We start from the raw sequence: 18,051 nt of genomic DNA, 5'->3' as shown, positions 1-18,051 counted from the left end.
GAGACCGACATGACCCGCTTCAAGCACGCCAGCCTCGTCGCGGCGCTGATCCTGTGCGCCACCGCCCCGCTCGCCGCGTTCGCTCAGGGCCCGGGCGGCCCGCTCGTGACGATCCGCAATTTCATGTTTTCGCCGATGTCGACCACGATCAAGGCCGGCACGACGGTCACGTGGAAGAACCTCGACGGGGAGCCGCATACCGTCGTCAACGACGCCGGCATCTTTCACTCGTCGGCGCTCGACCAGGGCGACACGTACTCGTTCCGCTTCGACAAGCCGGGCGTCTACAAGGTGTTCTGCGGGATTCACCCGTACATGAAGGAGACCATCACGGTGGAATGACGCGGCGCACCACGACATGCGCGGACGAATGGCGGGCAGCGGCGCCTACAATGCCCGCATCCCATTCGCCCGCGTGGCCGACGGAGCCGCCCATGCCCAGGATCGACCTCAACGCCGTGCCCGAACGCCGCGGCAGCGGCTATCCGCGGCCGTTCGACGCGCCGTGCGCGCAGCGCATCCGCCAGCGCGTCGGCGACGCCGGCGGGTTGCGCGATTTCGGCGTCAACCTGATGCGCGTGCCGCCGGGCGGCTGGTCGGCGCAGCGCCACTGGCATTCCGACGAAGACGAATTCGTCTACGTGCTCGAAGGCGAACTCGTGATGATCGAGGACGACGGCGAAACCGTGCTGCGCGCGGGCGACTGCGCGGCGTTTCCGAAGAACTCGGGCAACGGCCATCACCTGGTCAACCGGTCGGACGCGGTTGCCGTCTATCTCGAAGTCGGCTCGCGTTCGCCGGACGACGTGATCACCTGCCCGGACATCGACATGATGAGCCCGAGCCGCGACGGCCGGTTCCTGCACAAGGACGGCACGCCTTACCCGGACGCGTGACGCGGGTCGCGGGTCGCGCGCGGATGCACCGCGAGGCACGCCGCGAGCGCGCCGGACGCCGGCTTCGCGACGCCGGCCACCGCGCCGAAGGCGCCGGAAGCGACCGGCGAAGCAGGCGCGAATCGCCATTGCGCGGCGCGCGATCTCCGCCGGCCATCGCCTACACTGAATCGAGCCATTCGGTTCCGACCCACCTTCACACGCAGCGAGGCGAGCCATGACCGCGAGCGAACCGGCACGCATGAACCTCCCCGGACAAGTCGTGCTCGTGCTCCAGGGCGGCGGCGCACTGGGCGCGTTCCAGCTCGGCGTCTTTCAGGCGATGGACGAAGCCGGGATCCGGCCCGACTGGGTGGTCGGCACGTCGATCGGTGCGATCAACGCGGCGCTGATCGCCGGGAATCCGCCGGAGCAGCGTTACGACAAGCTGTCGGCGTTCTGGCGGCGCGTGACCGAACGAACCCGTTTCGACGTCCCGCCGCTGGTGCCCGGCTGGGACCGGATGCTGGCCGAGCTGATGATCATCGGCGGCGGCATCGCGGGATTCTTCCAGCCCAATCCGGCCTCGTGGCTCGGGCCGATGGTGCGCCTCGGCGTCGATCGCGCGTCGTATTACCGGATCGCACCGCTGCGCGACACACTCGCGTCGCTGATCGACCCCGACCTGCTGAACGCGGGCCACCCGCGCCTGACCGTCAGCGCGGTCAATGCGTGCACCGGCACGATGCGCTATTTCGATTCGCGCGATACGCGGCTCGGGATCGAGCACATCATGAGCTCGGGCGCGCTGCCGCCCGCGTTTCCGGCGATACGGATCGACGGCGAGCCTTACTGGGACGGCGGCGTGTATTCGAACACGCCGGTCGAGGTCGTGCTCGACGACAATCCGCGCCGCAGCTCGATCATCTTCTCGGTACAGATGTGGAATCCGGCGGGCCCGGAGCCCGAGAGCATCTGGCAGGTGTCGGAGCGACAGAAGGACATCCAGTACGCGAGCCGCACCGACAGCCACATCGCGCGCCAGCAGCAGATTCACCGGCTGCGCCACGTGATCCGCGAACTGGCCCGCCACGTGCCGGAAGCCGAACGCGCGTCGCCGGCCGTGCGCCGGCTCGCCGCGTGGGGATGCGAAACCACGATGCACCTGGTCAAGCTCGCGGCGCCGCGCCTCGCCAGCGACAATCAGCTGAAGGACATCGATTTCACGCCGGCCGGCATCGCGGCCCGCCGGCAGGCCGGTTACGACGCCGCGCGGCGGGCGATCGCCGCACGTCCGTGGGAGCTGCCGACGGACCCGACGGAAGGGCTGACGGTATTCGACCCGGACGCGGCGCCGGGCGCCGGAACACCGGCATGACGCGCGGCGCCGCCATCGCGCGCCGGCAGCATGGCGAAATCACGCGCGATCGGCCTCCGATCGATCGTCGACGCGGCGGTTATCACACGAAGGCACGACGGCTTACGGCAATTCCGCGCGCACGGCCGGCGCGGTACCGGCGACGACCGGACACGATTGCGGCAGCGCCTGCCCGAACAGCACGGCGAGCCCGCAGGCGGACGTGAACATGCCGAGATTGTCGTGCCCGACGCCCGGCACCTCGACGACCTGCTGCGCGAGATCGTCCGGATGCCGCTTCTTCAGGTAGTCGAAATACGCGAGCCCGCGCGCGAGCCGGTACGGGCCTTGCGCCATCGCCGCGCACGAACGGTCGATGAAGTGCGTGTAAGGATTCGTGTCGGCCTGCCCGAGCAGGTATACGACATGACGCGCCGCGTAGCGCGTTTCGAGTGCGCGCACGTCCTGCGACGCGACATAGGGCGGCGCCGACTCCAGCCCGTATTTCCACTCGTTCGCGCGCGGGCAGGTACCGCCCGCGATCGCCTGGCCGTCCGGCCGTTCGTCGTCGAAATACAGGTAGCTCGACGGGTTCGCGACCACATAACGCACGGCGATGCCGGCCCGTACCAGCGCGTCGCCCTCGTGCCCGGCCACCGCATAGCGCTGCAGCAACTGCGCGCCGGCGGAATGGCCGATCACGACCACGCTCGACAACGCGGGATACAGGCTGCGGTCGGCGAAATGCGCGAGCAATGCGTCGAGCGCGGTGAACGAACTGATCGGCCCCGGCTGACGGGCCGCGTCGCCGCCCTTCCATCCTTCCTGCGTCCAGGCGAGCGTCTGCGCGGGCAACGAAAACGCCCGCGTATCGGCGCGCGTCAGGAACTGCGGTGCGACGACCATCGTGCCCTTGCCGGCCGCACCGGCCTTTTCGACGACCTCGCGCCCCGATGCGTAGTACGCGTCGGCATTGCGAAGCGTGCCGTGAATCACGACGAACACCCGCGTGACATCGGGCGCGGCCTGGTCGAGCGGACGATCGGCGTAGACGGGCAGCACCGCATTGCCCTGCGGCGTATCGACGGCCACGCGCTGGCCGGCGACGGCCTTGACCGGCGCCTCGAGGCGTTCGCGCTGCGTGAGCGTGGCGGCTTCGGCCGGACGCGCGCCGCCCGGCATGCCGACGGCGGCACAGGCTGCCGCGAGCGAAACGGCGCATGACAGCGTTCGGGCGGCCGGCAGCACGCCCGAGAACCGGAGGTTGGCGAAGGCGACGGAAATGAGTGACATGGCGACGGATCGAGTGGCGGATATGACTTTAACGGCGAGGGTCGCAAAATCCGTCGCCGGTGGCCGGGTAGTCGAACACCGGCACGCGCTGCGAATCGGGCAGCGTGCCGATATCCGCACCGGGCGCATGGTGTTGAGGATCGTAGCAGAGCGAATCGTCGACGACCCGCTCGCCGGCGCAGCGGTTGCGACCACCCTCGGCGGTGAACGTGTGCTCGACACCGCGATTCCCGCCTCCGCAACGGGCGCAACGCTACTCGCGGCGCGTCGGCGCGGGCGCCGCTCGGGGGCGCGTCAGCCCGATGCCGCGGACGAGTCGCGCCGCATCCGCTGCACGATCGCGTCCAGTTCGCCGATATGGTTGGCGACCGCCTGCTTGCCCGCACGTGCCCATCCGTCGAACGACGTCATCCCGCTCACCGCGCCGACGAACGCCACGCCGGCGCGCTCGGCCGCCTGCGCGTCCACCGCGTGGTCGCCCACGTAGATCGCCGAACGAGCCGGCAAGCCAAGCCGCGCCAACGCCAGCACGAGCCCTTCGGGATCGGGCTTGTGACGCTGCACGTCTTCCCCGCCGATCAGCACGTCGACGAGCGATTGCAACTGGTTCAGCGCAAGGATCGCCTCGATCCGGTAGCGAAACTTCGACGAAACGATCGCGACCGCGAGACCCTGCTCGCGCAGACGCGCGAGCAGGGGCGGCACCTCGGGATAGATGCGCGTGCCGCGCACCATGATCTCGTCGGCCCGCACCACGAAGTGACGCGCGAACGCGTCGGCCCGCGCCGGCTCGGTTTCGCCCGTCAGCGAGCGAAACATCTCGTGCAGCGGCAGCCCGATCACGGCCGCGATCTGCGCCGGTGTCGCGCCGGCGGCATCCAGCTGATGCAACGCGTACTCCGTGCACGCGACGATCGCGGCGGACGAATCCGCCAGCGTCAGATCGAAATCGAAGATGACGGCCCGAACAGACATGAAAGACTCCGCAAAAAATCGGCTCGTGCGCGATGGACGAACCGGCATGACGTTGCGATGCGCACGCGCGCGTCGATCGATCGGCGCGCCTGGCCGGATGGCTCGCGATCGGCCGCGTCGAACCCGTCCGGGTCGCGCCTCGCCGCGTAGCATCCCACAGGATGCGCAATGTGGTGCGTCGCCCGGGAAAATCCAGCGACGAGGCGCTGCTCGAGTTGCCGATGCTTGCGGCTACCCGCCCGCGATACGCGTGCTCGATACGCTCGCGCACGTCGATGCGACGCAGGGAAGGCACGAGATCGTCGACGTGCCCGACCGAGGGCCGGATGGCGCGTGGCGGGACGGCGGCTCCGCTCCGCGTCCTTCGCGGTCGTCTTGCTCTGTCCCCGCAATCGCCCTTCGCTATCAACCCTATTGCCGGCAATGCTTTCAAACATATCGTCAAGTTCCGATATAAGATTCGCCCATCGACGATACCTCGTTACCCGAGCGAAACGCCAAACCTGTCCATGCCGACCGAACTCGACATCGAAGCGATCCTGAAAGCGCTCTCGAACCCCGTGCGCCGGGAAATCCTCGCCTGGCTGAAAACGCCCGACGTGCATTTCCCGAACCAGACGCTGCCGTATGAACACGGCGTCTGCGCGGGCCAGATCGACGCGCGCTGCGGGCTGTCGCAATCGACCGTCTCAGCACACCTCGCGACGCTGCAGCGCGCGGGGCTCGTGACGTCGACGCGGATCGGCCAGTGGGCGTTTTTCCAGCGCAACGAGGCCGTCATCGACGCATTTCACGACGCATTGCGCCGCGAACTCTAGCCAACGGCCGAACCGGCCATGCGGGCCGCCGCCGCACATGACGCGACGGAGTTCCCGCCCTTAGTGAAGAGGTTATCTGCCATGCCAACGTTGTTCGACCCCGTTACCCTCGGCGACCTGACCCTGCCGAACCGCATCGTGATGGCGCCGCTCACCCGCGCCCGTGCGGGTACGACGCGCGTGCCGAATGCGCTGATGGCGCGCTATTACCGCGAGCGCGCATCGGCCGGCCTGATCATTACCGAAGCGACGTCGGTCACGCCGCAGGGCGTCGGTTATGCCGACACGCCCGGCATCTGGTCCGACGAACAGGTCGAAGGCTGGAAGCAGGTGACGCAGGCCGTGCACGCGGCCGGCGGGCGCATCGTGCTGCAGCTCTGGCACGTCGGCCGGATCTCCGACCCGGTGTTCCTGAACGGCGACCTGCCGGTCGCACCGAGCCCAATCGCCGCGGGTGGCCACGTGAGCCTCGTGCGTCCGCAGCGTCCGTACGTGACGCCGCGCGCACTCGAACTCGACGAGATCCCGGGCATCGTCGCCGCGTACCGCAAGGGTGCCGAGAATGCGAAGGCCGCCGGCTTCGATGGCGTCGAGATCCACGGCGCGAACGGCTACCTGCTCGACCAGTTCCTGCAGGACAGCACCAACCACCGCACCGATGCGTACGGCGGCCCGATCGAGAACCGCGCGCGCCTGCTGCTCGAAGTGGTCGACGCCGCGATCGACGTGTGGGGCGCCGGCCGCGTCGGCGTGCACCTCGCACCGCGCGGTGACGCGCACACGATGGGCGATTCCGATCCGGCGGCAACGTTCGGCTATGTCGCGCGCGAACTCGGCCGCCGCAAGATCGCGTTCATCTTCACGCGCGAATCGTATTCGGGCGACCACCTGAGCCCGCGCCTGAAGGAAGCGTTCGGCGGCCCGCTGATCGCCAACGAGCAGTTCACGCTCGACACCGCGCAAGCCGCGCTCGCCAGCGGCAACGCCGACGCAATCGCATGGGGCAAGCTGTTCATCGCGAACCCCGACCTGCCGCGCCGCCTCGAACTCGGCGCACCGCTCAACCAGCCGGTGCCGGAGACGTTCTACGCGGAAGGCGAAACGGGTTATACCGATTACCCGGCGCTGAGCGACGCGGCCTGATTGCGCGACAGCGCACGCGCGATGAACGGAGAGGCCCCGCCCGTCCGTTCGTCGCGCACGCCATCCCCAGGGCGGGCACGTCGCGTGTCCGCCCCTCCCGTTCATCGCCTGCCTTCCACGTCGGACGCTTCCGCGAACAGCGCCAGACCGGCCAGACTCGCGACGCTGCATCCCAGCACATACCACGCAGGCGCGTAAAAGCTGCCGGTCGCGCGCCACATCGCGCCGACGATCAGTTGCGCGAACCCGCCGAAAATCGTCACGCCGAGCGCATAGATCATCCCGAGCGACATCGCCCGCACCTCGGGCCGAAACGCATCGAGGATCATCACGAAGCCGGCGGGACTCGACAGCGTCATCAAGCCGATCAGCACGATCACGACCGCAACCGCGGTGCCCGCCGACGGCCACATCTTCATCGCGTAAAACGCTGGCAGCACGAGCACGGCTGAAGCGACGCACGTCACGCCCACCAGCCGCTTGCGACGACGCACGCGATCCGCGAGCCGCCCCGCGAGCGGCGAACCGAGCAGCAGCACTGCACCTGCCGCGCAGCCCGACAGCAGCGACACCGATGCCGGCATGCCGACGGTCAGCGTCAGGAACGACGGCAGGAAAAACACGATCGTATAGGTGGTCGACGTGCCGCCGATCACGAGCAGCGTGCCGGCCGCGACCTGCCGCCACGGAATGCGCGCACGCTCGCGCGGTGCGCCGGCGGCTGCGTGCGGCAGCGTATCGTCCAGATGGCGCCGCAGGTAAAAACCGACCGGGCCGATCAGCAGACCGAGCACGAACGGGACGCGCCACCCCCACGCGTGCAGCGCGTCGGGCGGCAGTGCGCGCGACAGCGTCAGCGCGACGAACGCGCCGACGAGCGTCGCACCGCCCTGGCTCGCCATCTGCCAGCTCACCCGCTCGCCGCGCCGGCCGGTGTCACCCGACTCCATCAGCAGGGTCGTCGCGGCCCCCACTTCGCCACCCGCCGAAAAGCCCTGCAGCAGACGCCCGATGACGATCAGCAGCGGCGCGGCGATGCCGATCTGCGCATAGGTCGGCGCGAAGCCGATGATCCCGGTGCCAAGCGCCATCAATGCGACCGTCAGCACGAGCGCGGGCTTGCGGCCGGCCCGGTCCGCATAGGCGCCGATCGCGACGCTGCCGAGCGGCCGTGCGACGAACCCGACACCGAACGTCGCGAGCGACAGCATCAGCGCGCCCACATCGCTCGACGCGGGAAAGAACAGCTTGCCGATCAATGCGGCGAAGAAACTGTAGACGGTGAAGTCGAAGAATTCGAGCCCGTTGCCGAGTGCGGCCGCAACGACCGTGCGGCGCGTTACGCGCGGCCCGGATTCGACCGGCGCAGCGGCCGTGCGATTCAGGGTATGCATCGAAAATTCCCGTTCAGAAGTTGTGATACATGCCGAGCGACAGTGTCACGGGTGTCGTCCCGGTGCGCGGTGTCGTTCCGCCCGGTTCGGTCGGCAGCGGATTGCCGTTCAGCAACACCGTCGAGATGCCGTAGTTGCGGATGAACCCCGCACGCGCATAAAGGCCCGTGCGTTTCGACAGCAGGTAGTCGTAGCCCAGCATCGCACCGAGTGCCGAATCCCTGGCCGGCTGGCCGGCCGCGTCGCGCACACCCGACGTATCGCGATAGACAACCGACGCGCGAATCGCATTGACGCCGAACGGCACGATCGCGCCGAGCGTGTAGACGCGCGCAATGCCGTCGCCGGCCAGCTTCGGCGCGTACTGGTTGAACGATGCGGACAGCACGATCCGCCCGGTGTCATAGACGGCGCCGAGCCCGTACAGGTCGTTGCGCACGGTGCTCGCCCCGTTGACGCCCCACACCTGGTTGTAGCTCGCGGCCAGATAGGTCGTGCCGTTGTACCACTGCAGCAGCGCGCCTTGCGCGGACGCCACGGGTGCCCGCCCGGCCACGTTGCTCGGCGCAAACATCAGCATCAGCGACGTGGTGCCCGCGACGATCGGCGTACGGTACGTGATGGCGTTGTCGACGCGCGCCGGCAATTGCGTCGCCCCCGGCCCGAGGTCCGAGTTGTAGCCGACGCCGCGGCTCGTCTGCACGGCTGCCGCGCCCAGCCACGTATAGACCGAGTTCGTGCCCACCGTGCCGAACACGTCGATGAACAGCGGCAGCGCCGTGCCGATCTGCTTGCCGAGACGCAACCGGCCGTAGCTGTCCGACGACAGGCCGACCCACGATTGCCTGTTGTACGTCGATTGCGCATCCTGCTGCGCGCCGCTGTTCGCGAGAAAACCGCTTTCGAGATTGAACTCGGCGCGCCAGCCGCCACCGAGGTTCTCGCGGCCGAAGAAGCCGAATTTGGAGGTCCACTCACCGCCGCTCTGCGTCTGCCACAGCGAACGGCCGCCGACCGTCTGGTAGTTGATCCCCATGTCGAGCGAACCATACAGCGCGACTCCCTCCGTCATCCTGCCGTTGTACTCGGGCACCGCCGCCAGCAACACGTCCTGATAGGGCACGGCGCGCGCGTTGCCGGCGCCGAACGCGAGACAGGCCGCGCCTAGTGCAAATCGCTTTTTCATTCGTCATCCTCATCGTCAAGTCAACCAAGATCCGGCCAGCGCGTCTCCTTTGCGCCTTCGTCAGTCCATCTTCAGGAAGCGTTCGGCAATCCCGGCGAAATAGGCTGCCCCCCAGCTCAGCGCGCTGTCGTTGAAGTCGTAATGCGGGTTGTGCACCGAACATCCGCCCCGGGAATCGACGCCATTGCCGACCAGCACGTAGCAACACGGTGCGCATTCGGTCATCCACGAGAAATCCTCGCTGCCCATCACGCCATCGGGCAACAGCGTGAGCGCGCCTTCGCCGGCCAGCGCCGCGATCGTCTCCACCGCGAGATCCGACGCCGCACGGTCGTTGTCCACGACACGCGAGATCGACCGGTATTCGATCTGCGCGGTTATCCCGAACGCCTGCGCCTGCGCGTCGACGATGCGGTGGATCCGCGCCTCGATTTCGTCGCGCGTAGCCGCGTCGAGCGCGCGCACGGACAACTGCAACGTCGCCGTTTCCGGGATCACGTTCGGGGCAGTGCCCGCATGGAACGTGCCGACGGTCACGACGGCCGGCTTCAGCGGATCGACGTTGCGGGAGACGATCGATTGCAGCGCGGTCACGATCTGCGCGCCCGCGACGATCGGGTCGCTCGCGAGCTGCGGCATCGCGCCATGCCCGCCTTTGCCCGTCACGGTGATCGTCACCGAATCGGACGACGCCATCATCGGCCCGTAGCGCAACGCGAAATGGCCGACCGGCACGCCCGGCGCGTTGTGCAGCGCATACACGCGTTCGCACGGGAAACGTTCGAACAGGCCGTCGTCGATCATCCGCTTTGCGCCGCCGAGCCCTTCCTCGGCCGGCTGGAAGATCACGTTGAGCGTGCCGTCGAAACGGCCCTGTTCGGCAAGATAGTGGGCGGCGGCGAGCAAGATCGCCGTGTGGCCGTCGTGACCGCATGCGTGCATCGTGCGCGCAACCGTGCTCGCATACGGCAGCCCCGTCGCCTCCTCGATCGGCAGCGCATCCATGTCGGCGCGCAGGCCGAGCGTGCGCACCGACGCGCCGCGCCGCAACTGGCCGACGACGCCGGTGCCTCCCACCCCCGTCGTCACGTCGTAGCCCCATGTGGCCAGTTGTTCGGCGACGAGCTGCGCGGTGCGGGTCTCGGCGAAACCGAGTTCGGGATGGGCGTGGATGTCGCGGCGGATCGCAACGAATCGGGACTCCGACTCGCGAATCGCCGCGAGTACGTGAGCAAGGTTCTGCGTCATGGATGGCTCCGTGGAATCGGCCGCCTCGCGACCGTCCCGGCCAAGCATAAAGACGCGTTTCGGGTCAAAAAACTCACGAATTTTGATGCGGATAACTTTTGGTAATATCTTCCGCATCATGAAAATCCATCAATTGCGCGCACTCGTCGCGGTCACGACGGCCGGCAGCATCAAGGCGGCGGCCAGGGCCCTGCACGTCACGCAGCCGGCCATCAGCAAGGCGATCCAGGAACTGGAAAACGAGTTCGGCGTGACGCTCCTCGAGCGCAAACCGTGGGGCGTGGTGCCGACGCCGGAAGGCGACGCACTGCTCGGGCGCGCCCAGGCCGTCGTGCGCGAGCTCGAACGGGCGAGCGAGGACATGGCGCACATGAAGGGGCTGCGTGACGGGCGGCTCGTGATCGGCTTCACGCCGATCGTCGCGGTGACGGGCTTTGCGGAAGCCTACGCCGCCTTCCGCCGCCACTGGCCGAACGTCGAATGCGAACTTCGGGAACTGACGTTCAACCTGCTCACGGAACAGTTGCGCAATCGCACGCTCGATCTCGCCTTCGTCGCCGTCACGGGCCCCATTGCCGAGTCGGTCGACATCAGGGCGATCCGCACGTTCGACACCGCGTTCGTCACCCGCGAGAACGGGCGCTTCGCGGGCGCGACATCGCTCGAGGCGCTGCGCGACGCGGAATGGATCCACGCCGACGCCAGCGACAACTTCCCCACCTATATCCGCGACCTGCATGAACACGCGGGCCTGCCCCCGCCGCGCTGTATCACGCGCTGCACGTCGTATGCGCTGTTCTACAGCCTGCTCATGACCAACGATGCGATTTTCTCGTGGACCCGGCTGTCGCTCGCGGAAACCGTGTTCGGCCAGAAGCTGACGCCGCTGCCATTGCCGATGTCGCCGCCACCGCTTCAGTTGTACCGGCTCACGCCGCCCGGCCTGCAACTGACGCGGCCCGCGTCCGATTTTCTGGCGCACGTGGAGGCCGCGTTCGCGTCGCTGCCGGTGACCGGAAGCCGGGCATTGCGCTGACACCCGGTCGCGCTGCCCGCACCGCAACTCGCCGCGACTGCGTCAGCCCGGGACGCGCATCCGCATGAACACGCGCTGCGTCTCGTCGAGCCCGAGCGCGACGTGGTGCGCGCGGATCGCCCGCAGCGTGTCGTCGAGCGTGGCGTCGTCGACGATGCTGAAACCCAGGCGCGCGTAATATGGCGCATTCCACGGCGCATCGCGAAACGTCGACAGCACGACATCCGCGATGCCTTCCTGCGCGGCGCGCGCGCTCACCTGTTCGATCAGGCGCGCGCCGATCCGCTGTCCGGCATGCGACGGCGCGACATCCAGTTCCTCCAGATACAACCGCTGTGCATCGAGCAGCCGGTAGAACGCGAACCCGACGCACGTGCCCTGCGCATCGACCGCGACAACCGCGCGGCCGTCGTCGATGCGCGCGAGCACGTCGGCCGCATCGGTCGGCTCGCCATCGGCGATGTCGGTCATGCCGATTTCGCGAAACCGCTGCGCGGCGGCGACTTCCACGGCGGCCATTGCGGCCGCGTCTTCCCGCGTGGCGGGGCGGATCAGAATCGATGCAGTCATGACGGCAATTCAGGCAGGCAGTCCGGAACGGCCGTCACTATAATCGAAACTTCATACGTTTCGAACGTCCCACCCACGAGGCCCGTCATGACGTTGTCCGCACTCGCCGTCGTCGCCGTCGCCCTGCTCGTCACCGCCGGCACACCGGGGCCGAGCGTCGCCGCGCTCGTCGCGCGCTCGGATTCGGCGCCTTCAACCGAAAAGTGTTCGCTTTCGTAGCGCTCGATCGGGATCCCTGGAATCTCCAGTTCGTCACCATCCGGCGAGCCAGGCACCGGATCGGTATCGACAAGCGCGGACACCGCCTTCAAAGCGGCATCGTAATCGGCCTCAGTCCGGATCTCGAATGAACGTTCATTGCGTTACGTGCCTATCCTGCGCCGCCTGACGTGCAGGACACGTTACTTCCGTGAGCGTGGGTCCTCCCCCAAGTCAAGCAAGCGCTTCCTCAAGCGTTGATTGTCGGCGAGCAATGCAACCAATGCGATGAGCGCCGCAACGGGGAAAAACCAGTTCCCCGAATAGTGAAGCAACGCCCACGCAACAGCAGCGACGACAACGGCCGCGGCGATCAATCCAATCCTGTCGGCAATCCTGCTCATGCGGCCACCCTCCCGATTGCGCGCGCACGGATCGCAAACGTCACGCTGTTTTGCGTGGGTCGAAGCACCTCCGGATACCGTTCGATCACGCGACAGACATCTTGCGGAACCGCCAGGCCACGACGGCCCGCCCAGATACGAACCCCGTCGACGGCGGCCATGTCATGCCTGCTGCACACCATCGATGCGTTCGCAGCAACGATCAAGCTGCCGATCGCTGCTCCGACGTAAAAGCTCGCGCCGAGTGCGGACGCGGCTGCCAGCAGTTCCAGTCCGGTCGTCGCTCCGATCAGTTCGCCGACGGTGGCAGTCGGGCCGAGCGTTTTGAGCGTACCGAGAATAGTTACGAGCGTGCCCGTTGCGGTTTGCTGCGCAGCGAACAAGCTTGCCGGTGCGGGTAACCCGAGGGCATCCATGTTGTCCCTGAATGCCGCGTAAAAAGTCTTGCATTGCGTCATGAGAAATCCCCGTGAAAGCGCGGTGATTCTAGCAATGACGACCCACGCTGACGCCCTCACCGGACTCATCCGGTCGCAACGCATCCTCATTCAGGCGGCTCAACGCCTCCACACCACGGCCGAGCGCAGCCCCGACGCATGTACGCTTGCATCGTCGAGTTCGTTACGAAGTGTCGCGAACGAACCCTGGACAATTTATCGTCATTCGCCTGCGCCGGTACGCAGACCGGTATCCGCTCGCCGATCGACACCGCTGTACACGACCGCCAATTTTCGTCAGGATACGGCGAGTCGCGATGGCGGCCCGCCTCGCGCACGCCCCGGGAATCTACATGCGAACCTGGCTTTCGGCTGTCCTCCTCTGCCTGGCCGCCACGCTCGCGCACGCGGCCGGCATCAAGTTCGTCCGGATTCCGGCCGACGCCGGCGGCCCCGCACTGAAGGCAGTCGTATGGACACCCTGCGCGGACGCCGCCCGGACGCTCACGATCGGGCCTTTCGAATTGAAAGGGCAACGCGACTGCCCGACCGTCGGCGACAAGCTGCCGCTCGTCGTGATCTCGCACGGTCACGCCGGCACGTACTTCGGCCATCACGACCTCGCCGAAACGCTCGCCGACGCCGGCTTCGTCGTCGCGGCGATCAATCATCCCGGCGACACGCATGCCGACATGAGCCACGCGGCCGACCTGCGGGAATTTGCCGAGCGTCCGGCGGACATCAAGCGCCTGATCGACTACATGCTGGCCAACGCGCCCGATGCCGCGCATGTCGATCCCGCGCGGATCGGCTTCTTCGGCTTCTCGCGCGGCGGTTATACGGGCCTCGTGCTGGCCGGCGCGAATCCGGATTTCGTGCATGCGCACGTGGCCTGCCCGGACCCGACCTGGCCGATCTGCAAGCAGATCCGCGACCACGACCTGCCGCGCCAACCGCTGACGCACGATCCGAGGATCAAGGCCTACGTGCTCGCCGACCCGCTCGACGAATTCCCGACCGCCGAAACGCTGAAGGACGTGCACGCGCCGATCCAGCTCTGGGCGTCCGAAGCGGGCGGCGACGGCGTGGAGCCGGATTCGGCCCCCGCGCTGGCCGGCCTGCTGCCGCGACGGCCGGAATTCCACGTCGTGCCGAATTCCGCGCACTTCGCATTTCTCGCGCCGTGCCCCGAACAACTGGCGCACGACTCGCCTGAAGTCTGCACCGATGCGAAGGGATTCGACCGCGCGGCATTCCACGCGATGCTCGATGCCAAGGCGCTCGCATTCTTCACCGCCCATCTTCGCTAACAGCGAAACGCCTTGCGCCACCCACCCGGCACCGGCGCGTGATCGTTGCACGCGATCAGCGCGCGCACCAGCGCCCAATCGTCGTCATCGCAGAAATCGAGCAGCATCGCGCCGCACGGGCCGCGCTGCTCGCGCAGCCGTGCGGCCAGCCGCGCATGAATGCCCTGCACCCTGCCGTCGCCGTGGGCAACGACCGACGGATTCGCGCCCATGCCGGTCCCGCTGCAGAAATTGATCGCCCAGCGGCCACTGTCCGGCGACGGCAGGTCCGTCAGCAGCGCGTCGATCGCACGCCACTTCCAGCCGATCGATGCCGCCACCGGCACGCGATATTCGTCCTGGATCACGAACGCGCCGTCGGGATGATCGATCGTGAACGTCGCGTTGTCGGGCCACGCGGTCAGGTCGATGCCGAGCGGCCGGCTGCTGCGAAAGCGCCGCAGCAGCACGATCGCGCCGCGCACGTCGCCGAGCGCGGGCAGCGTGCCGCCGGCATGCCAGCGCAGCCGCGGATGCCGCGCGCGATGCGCATCGAACGTCGCATCGAAACTGCGTGTGCACGCGTGCGCCGGCCATTCGTCCTTCACCGACATCACGATGCATTCGCGCGGATGTTCGTCGAGAAAACGCATGCAATCGGCCAGCACGTCGTCGAACGTCATGCCGAGCGCGATGCCGCCGTGATGAATGTCGAACGCGTCGCGCACGTGCCGGCAGCGGATGTCGAGCAGCCGCACGCCGTGCGCGAGCTGCGCATCGAGCGGCGCGCGTTGCGTGCGCACGAGCGCATCGTCGACCGTATACGCACAGGTGTCATGGCTGCCCGGTAGGGTCAGCGTATGCAGCGGCCGCGCGTCGTCGAGCGCCGACATCCAGTCGGCAGGCGGCGTGCACGTATCGTGGCTCGAAGGAATCATGAATCGATGAATGACAAGGAAAGAAAACCGTGGGTGACGGCGTCGGATGTCGCGGCGCGCGCCGGCGTATCGCGCTCCGCGGTGTCGCGTGCATTCTCGCCGACGGCGAGCATCGCACCGCAAACGCGTGAGCGCGTGATGATCGCCGCGCGCGCGCTCGGCTACCAGGTCAACCTGATCGCGCGCGACATGATCACGCAGCGCAGCAGCATGATCGGCGTCGTGACGGCCGGGTTCGAGAATCCGTTTCGCGCGCGGCTGCTGTCGGACCTGATGGCCGCCCTCGGGCAGCGCGCGCTCACGCCGCTCGTGACCAATGCGGAAGACCCGCGCCAGGTCCGGCAATCGCTCGAGCAACTGCTCAGCTACCGGATCGCGGGCCTCGTGATGACGTCCGCGTCGCCGCCGCTGTCGGTCGCGCAGCAGTATCTCGAACACCGGATCCCGGTCGTGATGATCAACCGCGACGCGAACCTGCCGGGCGCGGATATCGTCGTGAGCGACAACGCGGCGGGCGCCGCGCATGCCGCGCGAATGCTCGCGCAGGCGGGCGCGCGCCGGGTTGCGTTCGTCGGGCCGCGCAACGCGAGCTACAGTGCGAACGCGCGTGCCGCTGCGTTCGTCGAAGCGCTGCGTCGTCACGGCGATACCGATCGCGCTGCAAGCGTACGGATTCAAGACACGCCGTCCGACACATACGCATGCGGTGTCGAAGCGGCACGACATCTGCTGTCCGGCGACACCGTTCCGGACGGCGTGTTCTGCTCGTCCGACCTGCTCGCGTTGGGCTTGATCGACACCGCGCGCCAGCAGTTCGGGCTGCGCGTGCCGGAAGACTTGCGCGTCATCGGCTTCGACGACATTCCTGCCGCCGCATTCGACGGCTATGCGCTGACGACGCTCCGTCAGGATACGCAAGGCCTCGCGAACGCGGCCGTCGACATGCTCGCCGAGCGGATGCAGGCGTTCGCCGGCGCATCGCGCACGCGGGTCGTGCCGGTGACCTGCGTCGTTCGTCACAGCTGCGCCGGCCGTCCGGCGTAGCGACGTGCGGTGCGCACGCGCGCGCCAACGGGTTGCATGACAGGCGCGAGCGCGCAGCGGTGCCTGCCGCGCGGCGCACCGCCGCCCTGCATCGGCGTCACTTCAACCCGCCCGCGAACCCGCGCAGCAGGTAGCGCTGCACATAGCCGGCCACGGCCAGCGTGGGCAGCGACGCCATCAGCCCCGCGCTCATCAGGTCGCCCCAGTCGATCCCGTTCTCCGTCACGTAGCCGGCGATCGCGAGCGGCAGCGTGAAGCGGCTCGGCGTCGACACGAACAGCAGCGCGATCAGGAATTCGTTCCAAGCGGCGATGAACACGAAGATCGCGGTCGCGATCAGGCCCGGCGCGCACAGCGGCAGCACGATCTGCACCAGCCGTCGAGCCAGCCCCGCGCCGTCGATGCAGGCCGCTTCCTCGTATTCGATCGGCACGTCGCGCACGAACGCGAGCAGCATCCAGATCGCCATCGGCAGCGCATAGATCTGATACGCGAGCATCAGGCCGGGCGTCGAATCGAGCAGGTGCAGCCGTTTCGCGAGCGCGAACAGCGGCACCGCGATCGTGATCGGCGGCATCAGCTTCAACGCAAGCACGAGCATCAGGAACAGCAGGTCGAGCCGCGCCGGAAACCGCAGCCGCACGAGCGCGTACGCGGCCGGAAACGCGAGCGCCAGCGCGAAGAGCGTCGTGCCGAAGCCGACCAGCAGCGAATTGAAGAGCGGCGCGCCGATGCCGTTGGACCAAACCGATGCGAAATGCGCGAAGGTCGGCGCGGCCGGCCAGATCCGCATCGGATGATCGAGACGTTCGAGCGTCGGCATGAAGGCCGCGCCGGCCATCCACAGGCACGGCAGCAGCAACAGCGCGAGCGCGGCGATGCGCAGCGCCCAGGGCAATGCGCGGCCGAATGCGGCGCCCGTGCGCGCGCGCGAAATGCCTGCGGATTGCGCTGTCATGCGCGCCGCTTGCGAACCGTCTGCCATACATACCCCGAGACCAGCAGCGCGGACGCCGCGAGCATCAGCACCGACGCGGCGCTCGCCGGCCCGACGTTGAAGAAGCGGAAGCCCGTGTCGTAGATATAGGTCGACAGCGTCTGCGTCGCGTTGCCGGGGCCGCCGCCCGTCAGCGCATAGACCTTGTCGAACAGCTTGAACGTGTCGATCGAGCGCAGCAGCAGCGCGAGGCCGATCTGCGGCGCCGCGAGCGGCAGCGTGATGTCGCGCAGGCACTGCCACTCGCTCGCGCCGTCGGTGCGCGCGGCTTCGTACAGTTCCTGCGGGATCGACTGCAACCCGGCCAGCACGATCAGGAAGGCCATCGGCGTCCACTGCCACACGTCGACGAGCGCGAGCGACCACAACGCGAGATGCGGATCGGACAGCCAGCGCACGCCTTCGACGCCGAACGCCGCGAGGAGCGCGTTCAGGAAGCCGTCGAAGTTGAGCCAGTTGCGCCAGATCGCCGAGCACACGAGCGTGGACAGCATCATCGGCAGGATCGCGAGCGGCAGCGCGATGCGCCGCCCCGGAAACGCGCGCACGAACAGCAGCGCAAGACCGAAACCCAGCGCGACTTCGGCGAGCGACGCGACGATCGTGAAGCGCAGCGTGTTGCCGAAGCCGGCCGTGAACGCGTCGTCGCCGAGCACCGCGCGATAGTTCGCGAGCCCCGCGAATGCGCGGCGGCCGGCCGAGTAGTCGACGTGGCAGAACGAATCGATCAGCACCTGCACGACCGGATACAGCGCGAGCGCGGCGAGCACCAGCAGCGCGGGCCCGAGCAGTGCGACGAACGGCAGGCTGCGGCCAAAGGCTTTCATGCGCGGGTTCTGGACGACATCG

At 67.9% G+C, this 18,051-nt stretch carries 20 protein-coding genes; 8 read left to right on the top strand and 12 right to left on the bottom strand.

Translation table 11 applies throughout. The features are described from left to right. Window positions 1-9 precede the first annotated feature (9 nt). From APZ15_RS29135 to APZ15_RS29125, 3 genes are all read left to right on the top strand, one after another. Window positions 10-342 (top strand): cupredoxin domain-containing protein, encoded by a 333-nt coding sequence (locus tag APZ15_RS29135; RefSeq protein ID WP_027789437.1) that lies wholly within the window; start codon window positions 10-12, stop codon window positions 340-342. Window positions 343-434: 92 nt separating this feature from the next. Continuing rightward, window positions 435-896, top strand: coding sequence for a cupin domain-containing protein (locus tag APZ15_RS29130; RefSeq protein WP_027789438.1), 462 nt, complete (start codon window positions 435-437; stop codon window positions 894-896). Window positions 897-1,113: 217 nt separating this feature from the next. Beyond that, window positions 1,114-2,253 (top strand): patatin-like phospholipase family protein, encoded by a 1,140-nt coding sequence (locus APZ15_RS29125; RefSeq protein ID WP_027789439.1) that lies wholly within the window; start codon window positions 1,114-1,116, stop codon window positions 2,251-2,253. A gap of 102 nt (window positions 2,254-2,355) precedes the next feature. Here the strand turns inward: APZ15_RS29125 and APZ15_RS29120 are convergent, their stop codons facing one another. Further along, the gene (locus APZ15_RS29120; RefSeq protein WP_027789440.1) at window positions 2,356-3,525 is read right to left on the bottom strand and encodes an alpha/beta fold hydrolase; all 1,170 of its coding nucleotides are present in this window, start codon (window positions 3,523-3,525) and stop codon (window positions 2,356-2,358) included. Between the two features lie 294 nt (window positions 3,526-3,819). Next, window positions 3,820-4,500: an HAD family hydrolase gene (locus APZ15_RS29115; RefSeq protein WP_027789441.1), complete on the bottom strand. Its 681-nt coding sequence runs from the start codon at window positions 4,498-4,500 to the stop codon at window positions 3,820-3,822. 509 nt (window positions 4,501-5,009) lie between these two features. Here APZ15_RS29115 and APZ15_RS29110 point away from each other — a divergent pair. Both APZ15_RS29110 and APZ15_RS29105 read left to right on the top strand, forming a co-directional pair. Continuing rightward, window positions 5,010-5,318 (top strand): ArsR/SmtB family transcription factor, encoded by a 309-nt coding sequence (locus tag APZ15_RS29110; protein ID WP_027789442.1) that lies wholly within the window; start codon window positions 5,010-5,012, stop codon window positions 5,316-5,318. Between the two features lie 81 nt (window positions 5,319-5,399). Then, window positions 5,400-6,461 (top strand): alkene reductase, encoded by a 1,062-nt coding sequence (locus APZ15_RS29105; RefSeq protein WP_027789443.1) that lies wholly within the window; start codon window positions 5,400-5,402, stop codon window positions 6,459-6,461. A 101-nt stretch (window positions 6,462-6,562) separates the two neighbouring features. On the opposite strand, the gene APZ15_RS29100 is transcribed toward APZ15_RS29105, so the two are convergent. Genes APZ15_RS29100 through APZ15_RS29090 form a run of 3 tightly spaced genes read right to left on the bottom strand, consistent with a single transcriptional unit; the run spans window position 6,563 to window position 10,289 of the window. Next, window positions 6,563-7,855 (bottom strand): MFS transporter, encoded by a 1,293-nt coding sequence (locus APZ15_RS29100; RefSeq protein ID WP_027789444.1) that lies wholly within the window; start codon window positions 7,853-7,855, stop codon window positions 6,563-6,565. A gap of 13 nt (window positions 7,856-7,868) precedes the next feature. Further along, window positions 7,869-9,041: a porin gene (locus APZ15_RS29095; RefSeq protein WP_027789445.1), complete on the bottom strand. Its 1,173-nt coding sequence runs from the start codon at window positions 9,039-9,041 to the stop codon at window positions 7,869-7,871. A gap of 60 nt (window positions 9,042-9,101) precedes the next feature. Continuing rightward, complete coding sequence (locus tag APZ15_RS29090) at window positions 9,102-10,289, bottom strand: M20 aminoacylase family protein (RefSeq protein ID WP_027789446.1); 1,188 nt, start codon at window positions 10,287-10,289, stop codon at window positions 9,102-9,104. Between APZ15_RS29090 and APZ15_RS29085 the strand changes: the two genes are divergently transcribed. Next, window positions 10,288-11,325, top strand: coding sequence for a LysR family transcriptional regulator (locus APZ15_RS29085; protein ID WP_226112754.1), 1,038 nt, complete (start codon window positions 10,288-10,290; stop codon window positions 11,323-11,325). The genes APZ15_RS29090 and APZ15_RS29085 overlap by 2 nt on opposite strands. A 42-nt stretch (window positions 11,326-11,367) precedes the next feature. On the opposite strand, the gene APZ15_RS29080 is transcribed toward APZ15_RS29085, so the two are convergent. The 4 genes from APZ15_RS29080 to APZ15_RS29065 all read right to left on the bottom strand — a co-directional run bounded on the left by APZ15_RS29080 (window position 11,368) and on the right by APZ15_RS29065 (window position 12,955). Next, entirely contained in the window at window positions 11,368-11,895 is a 528-nt protein-coding gene (locus APZ15_RS29080; protein ID WP_027789448.1) for a GNAT family N-acetyltransferase, read from the bottom strand. Then, the gene (locus tag APZ15_RS42330) at window positions 11,892-12,197 is read right to left on the bottom strand and encodes a hypothetical protein (protein WP_370448694.1); all 306 of its coding nucleotides are present in this window, start codon (window positions 12,195-12,197) and stop codon (window positions 11,892-11,894) included. The genes APZ15_RS29080 and APZ15_RS42330 overlap by 4 nt, the downstream gene beginning before the upstream one ends. Window positions 12,198-12,296: 99 nt before the next feature. Next, the gene (locus APZ15_RS29070; protein ID WP_027789450.1) at window positions 12,297-12,497 is read right to left on the bottom strand and encodes a hypothetical protein; all 201 of its coding nucleotides are present in this window, start codon (window positions 12,495-12,497) and stop codon (window positions 12,297-12,299) included. Next, a complete protein-coding gene (locus APZ15_RS29065) occupies window positions 12,494-12,955 on the bottom strand; it encodes a hypothetical protein (RefSeq protein ID WP_027789451.1) in 462 nt (153 codons plus the stop codon). Before APZ15_RS29065 ends, APZ15_RS29070 begins: the two co-directional genes overlap by 4 nt. Before the next feature lie 332 nt (window positions 12,956-13,287). Here APZ15_RS29065 and APZ15_RS29060 point away from each other — a divergent pair, with 332 nt between their 5' ends. Then, window positions 13,288-14,244: an alpha/beta hydrolase family protein gene (locus APZ15_RS29060; protein ID WP_027789452.1), complete on the top strand. Its 957-nt coding sequence runs from the start codon at window positions 13,288-13,290 to the stop codon at window positions 14,242-14,244. Here APZ15_RS29060 and APZ15_RS29055 read toward each other — a convergent pair. After that, window positions 14,241-15,161, bottom strand: a complete 921-nt coding sequence (locus APZ15_RS29055; RefSeq protein WP_152754305.1) for a phosphatidylinositol-specific phospholipase C — start codon at window positions 15,159-15,161, stop codon at window positions 14,241-14,243. The genes APZ15_RS29060 and APZ15_RS29055 overlap by 4 nt on opposite strands. A 6-nt stretch (window positions 15,162-15,167) precedes the next feature. Between APZ15_RS29055 and APZ15_RS29050 the strand changes: the two genes are divergently transcribed. Further along, window positions 15,168-16,205: a LacI family DNA-binding transcriptional regulator gene (locus tag APZ15_RS29050; RefSeq protein WP_027789454.1), complete on the top strand. Its 1,038-nt coding sequence runs from the start codon at window positions 15,168-15,170 to the stop codon at window positions 16,203-16,205. Window positions 16,206-16,302: 97 nt separating this feature from the next. On the opposite strand, the gene APZ15_RS29045 is transcribed toward APZ15_RS29050, so the two are convergent. Together APZ15_RS29045 and APZ15_RS29040 are read right to left on the bottom strand one after the other, a co-directional pair. Beyond that, on the bottom strand, window positions 16,303-17,163 hold the full coding sequence (locus APZ15_RS29045; protein ID WP_027789455.1) for a carbohydrate ABC transporter permease: 861 nt from the start codon (window positions 17,161-17,163) through the stop codon (window positions 16,303-16,305). Then, complete coding sequence (locus APZ15_RS29040) at window positions 17,160-18,029, bottom strand: carbohydrate ABC transporter permease (RefSeq protein ID WP_027789456.1); 870 nt, start codon at window positions 18,027-18,029, stop codon at window positions 17,160-17,162. Before APZ15_RS29040 ends, APZ15_RS29045 begins: the two co-directional genes overlap by 4 nt. Between the last annotated feature and the right edge of the window lie 22 nt (window positions 18,030-18,051).

Origin of the sequence: Burkholderia cepacia ATCC 25416, from assembly GCF_001411495.1 — a bacterium.
Classification (GTDB): domain Bacteria; phylum Pseudomonadota; class Gammaproteobacteria; order Burkholderiales; family Burkholderiaceae; genus Burkholderia; species Burkholderia cepacia.
Note: the sequence above shows the minus strand (reverse complement) of the source record. Positions and strands in the feature narration are given on the sequence as shown.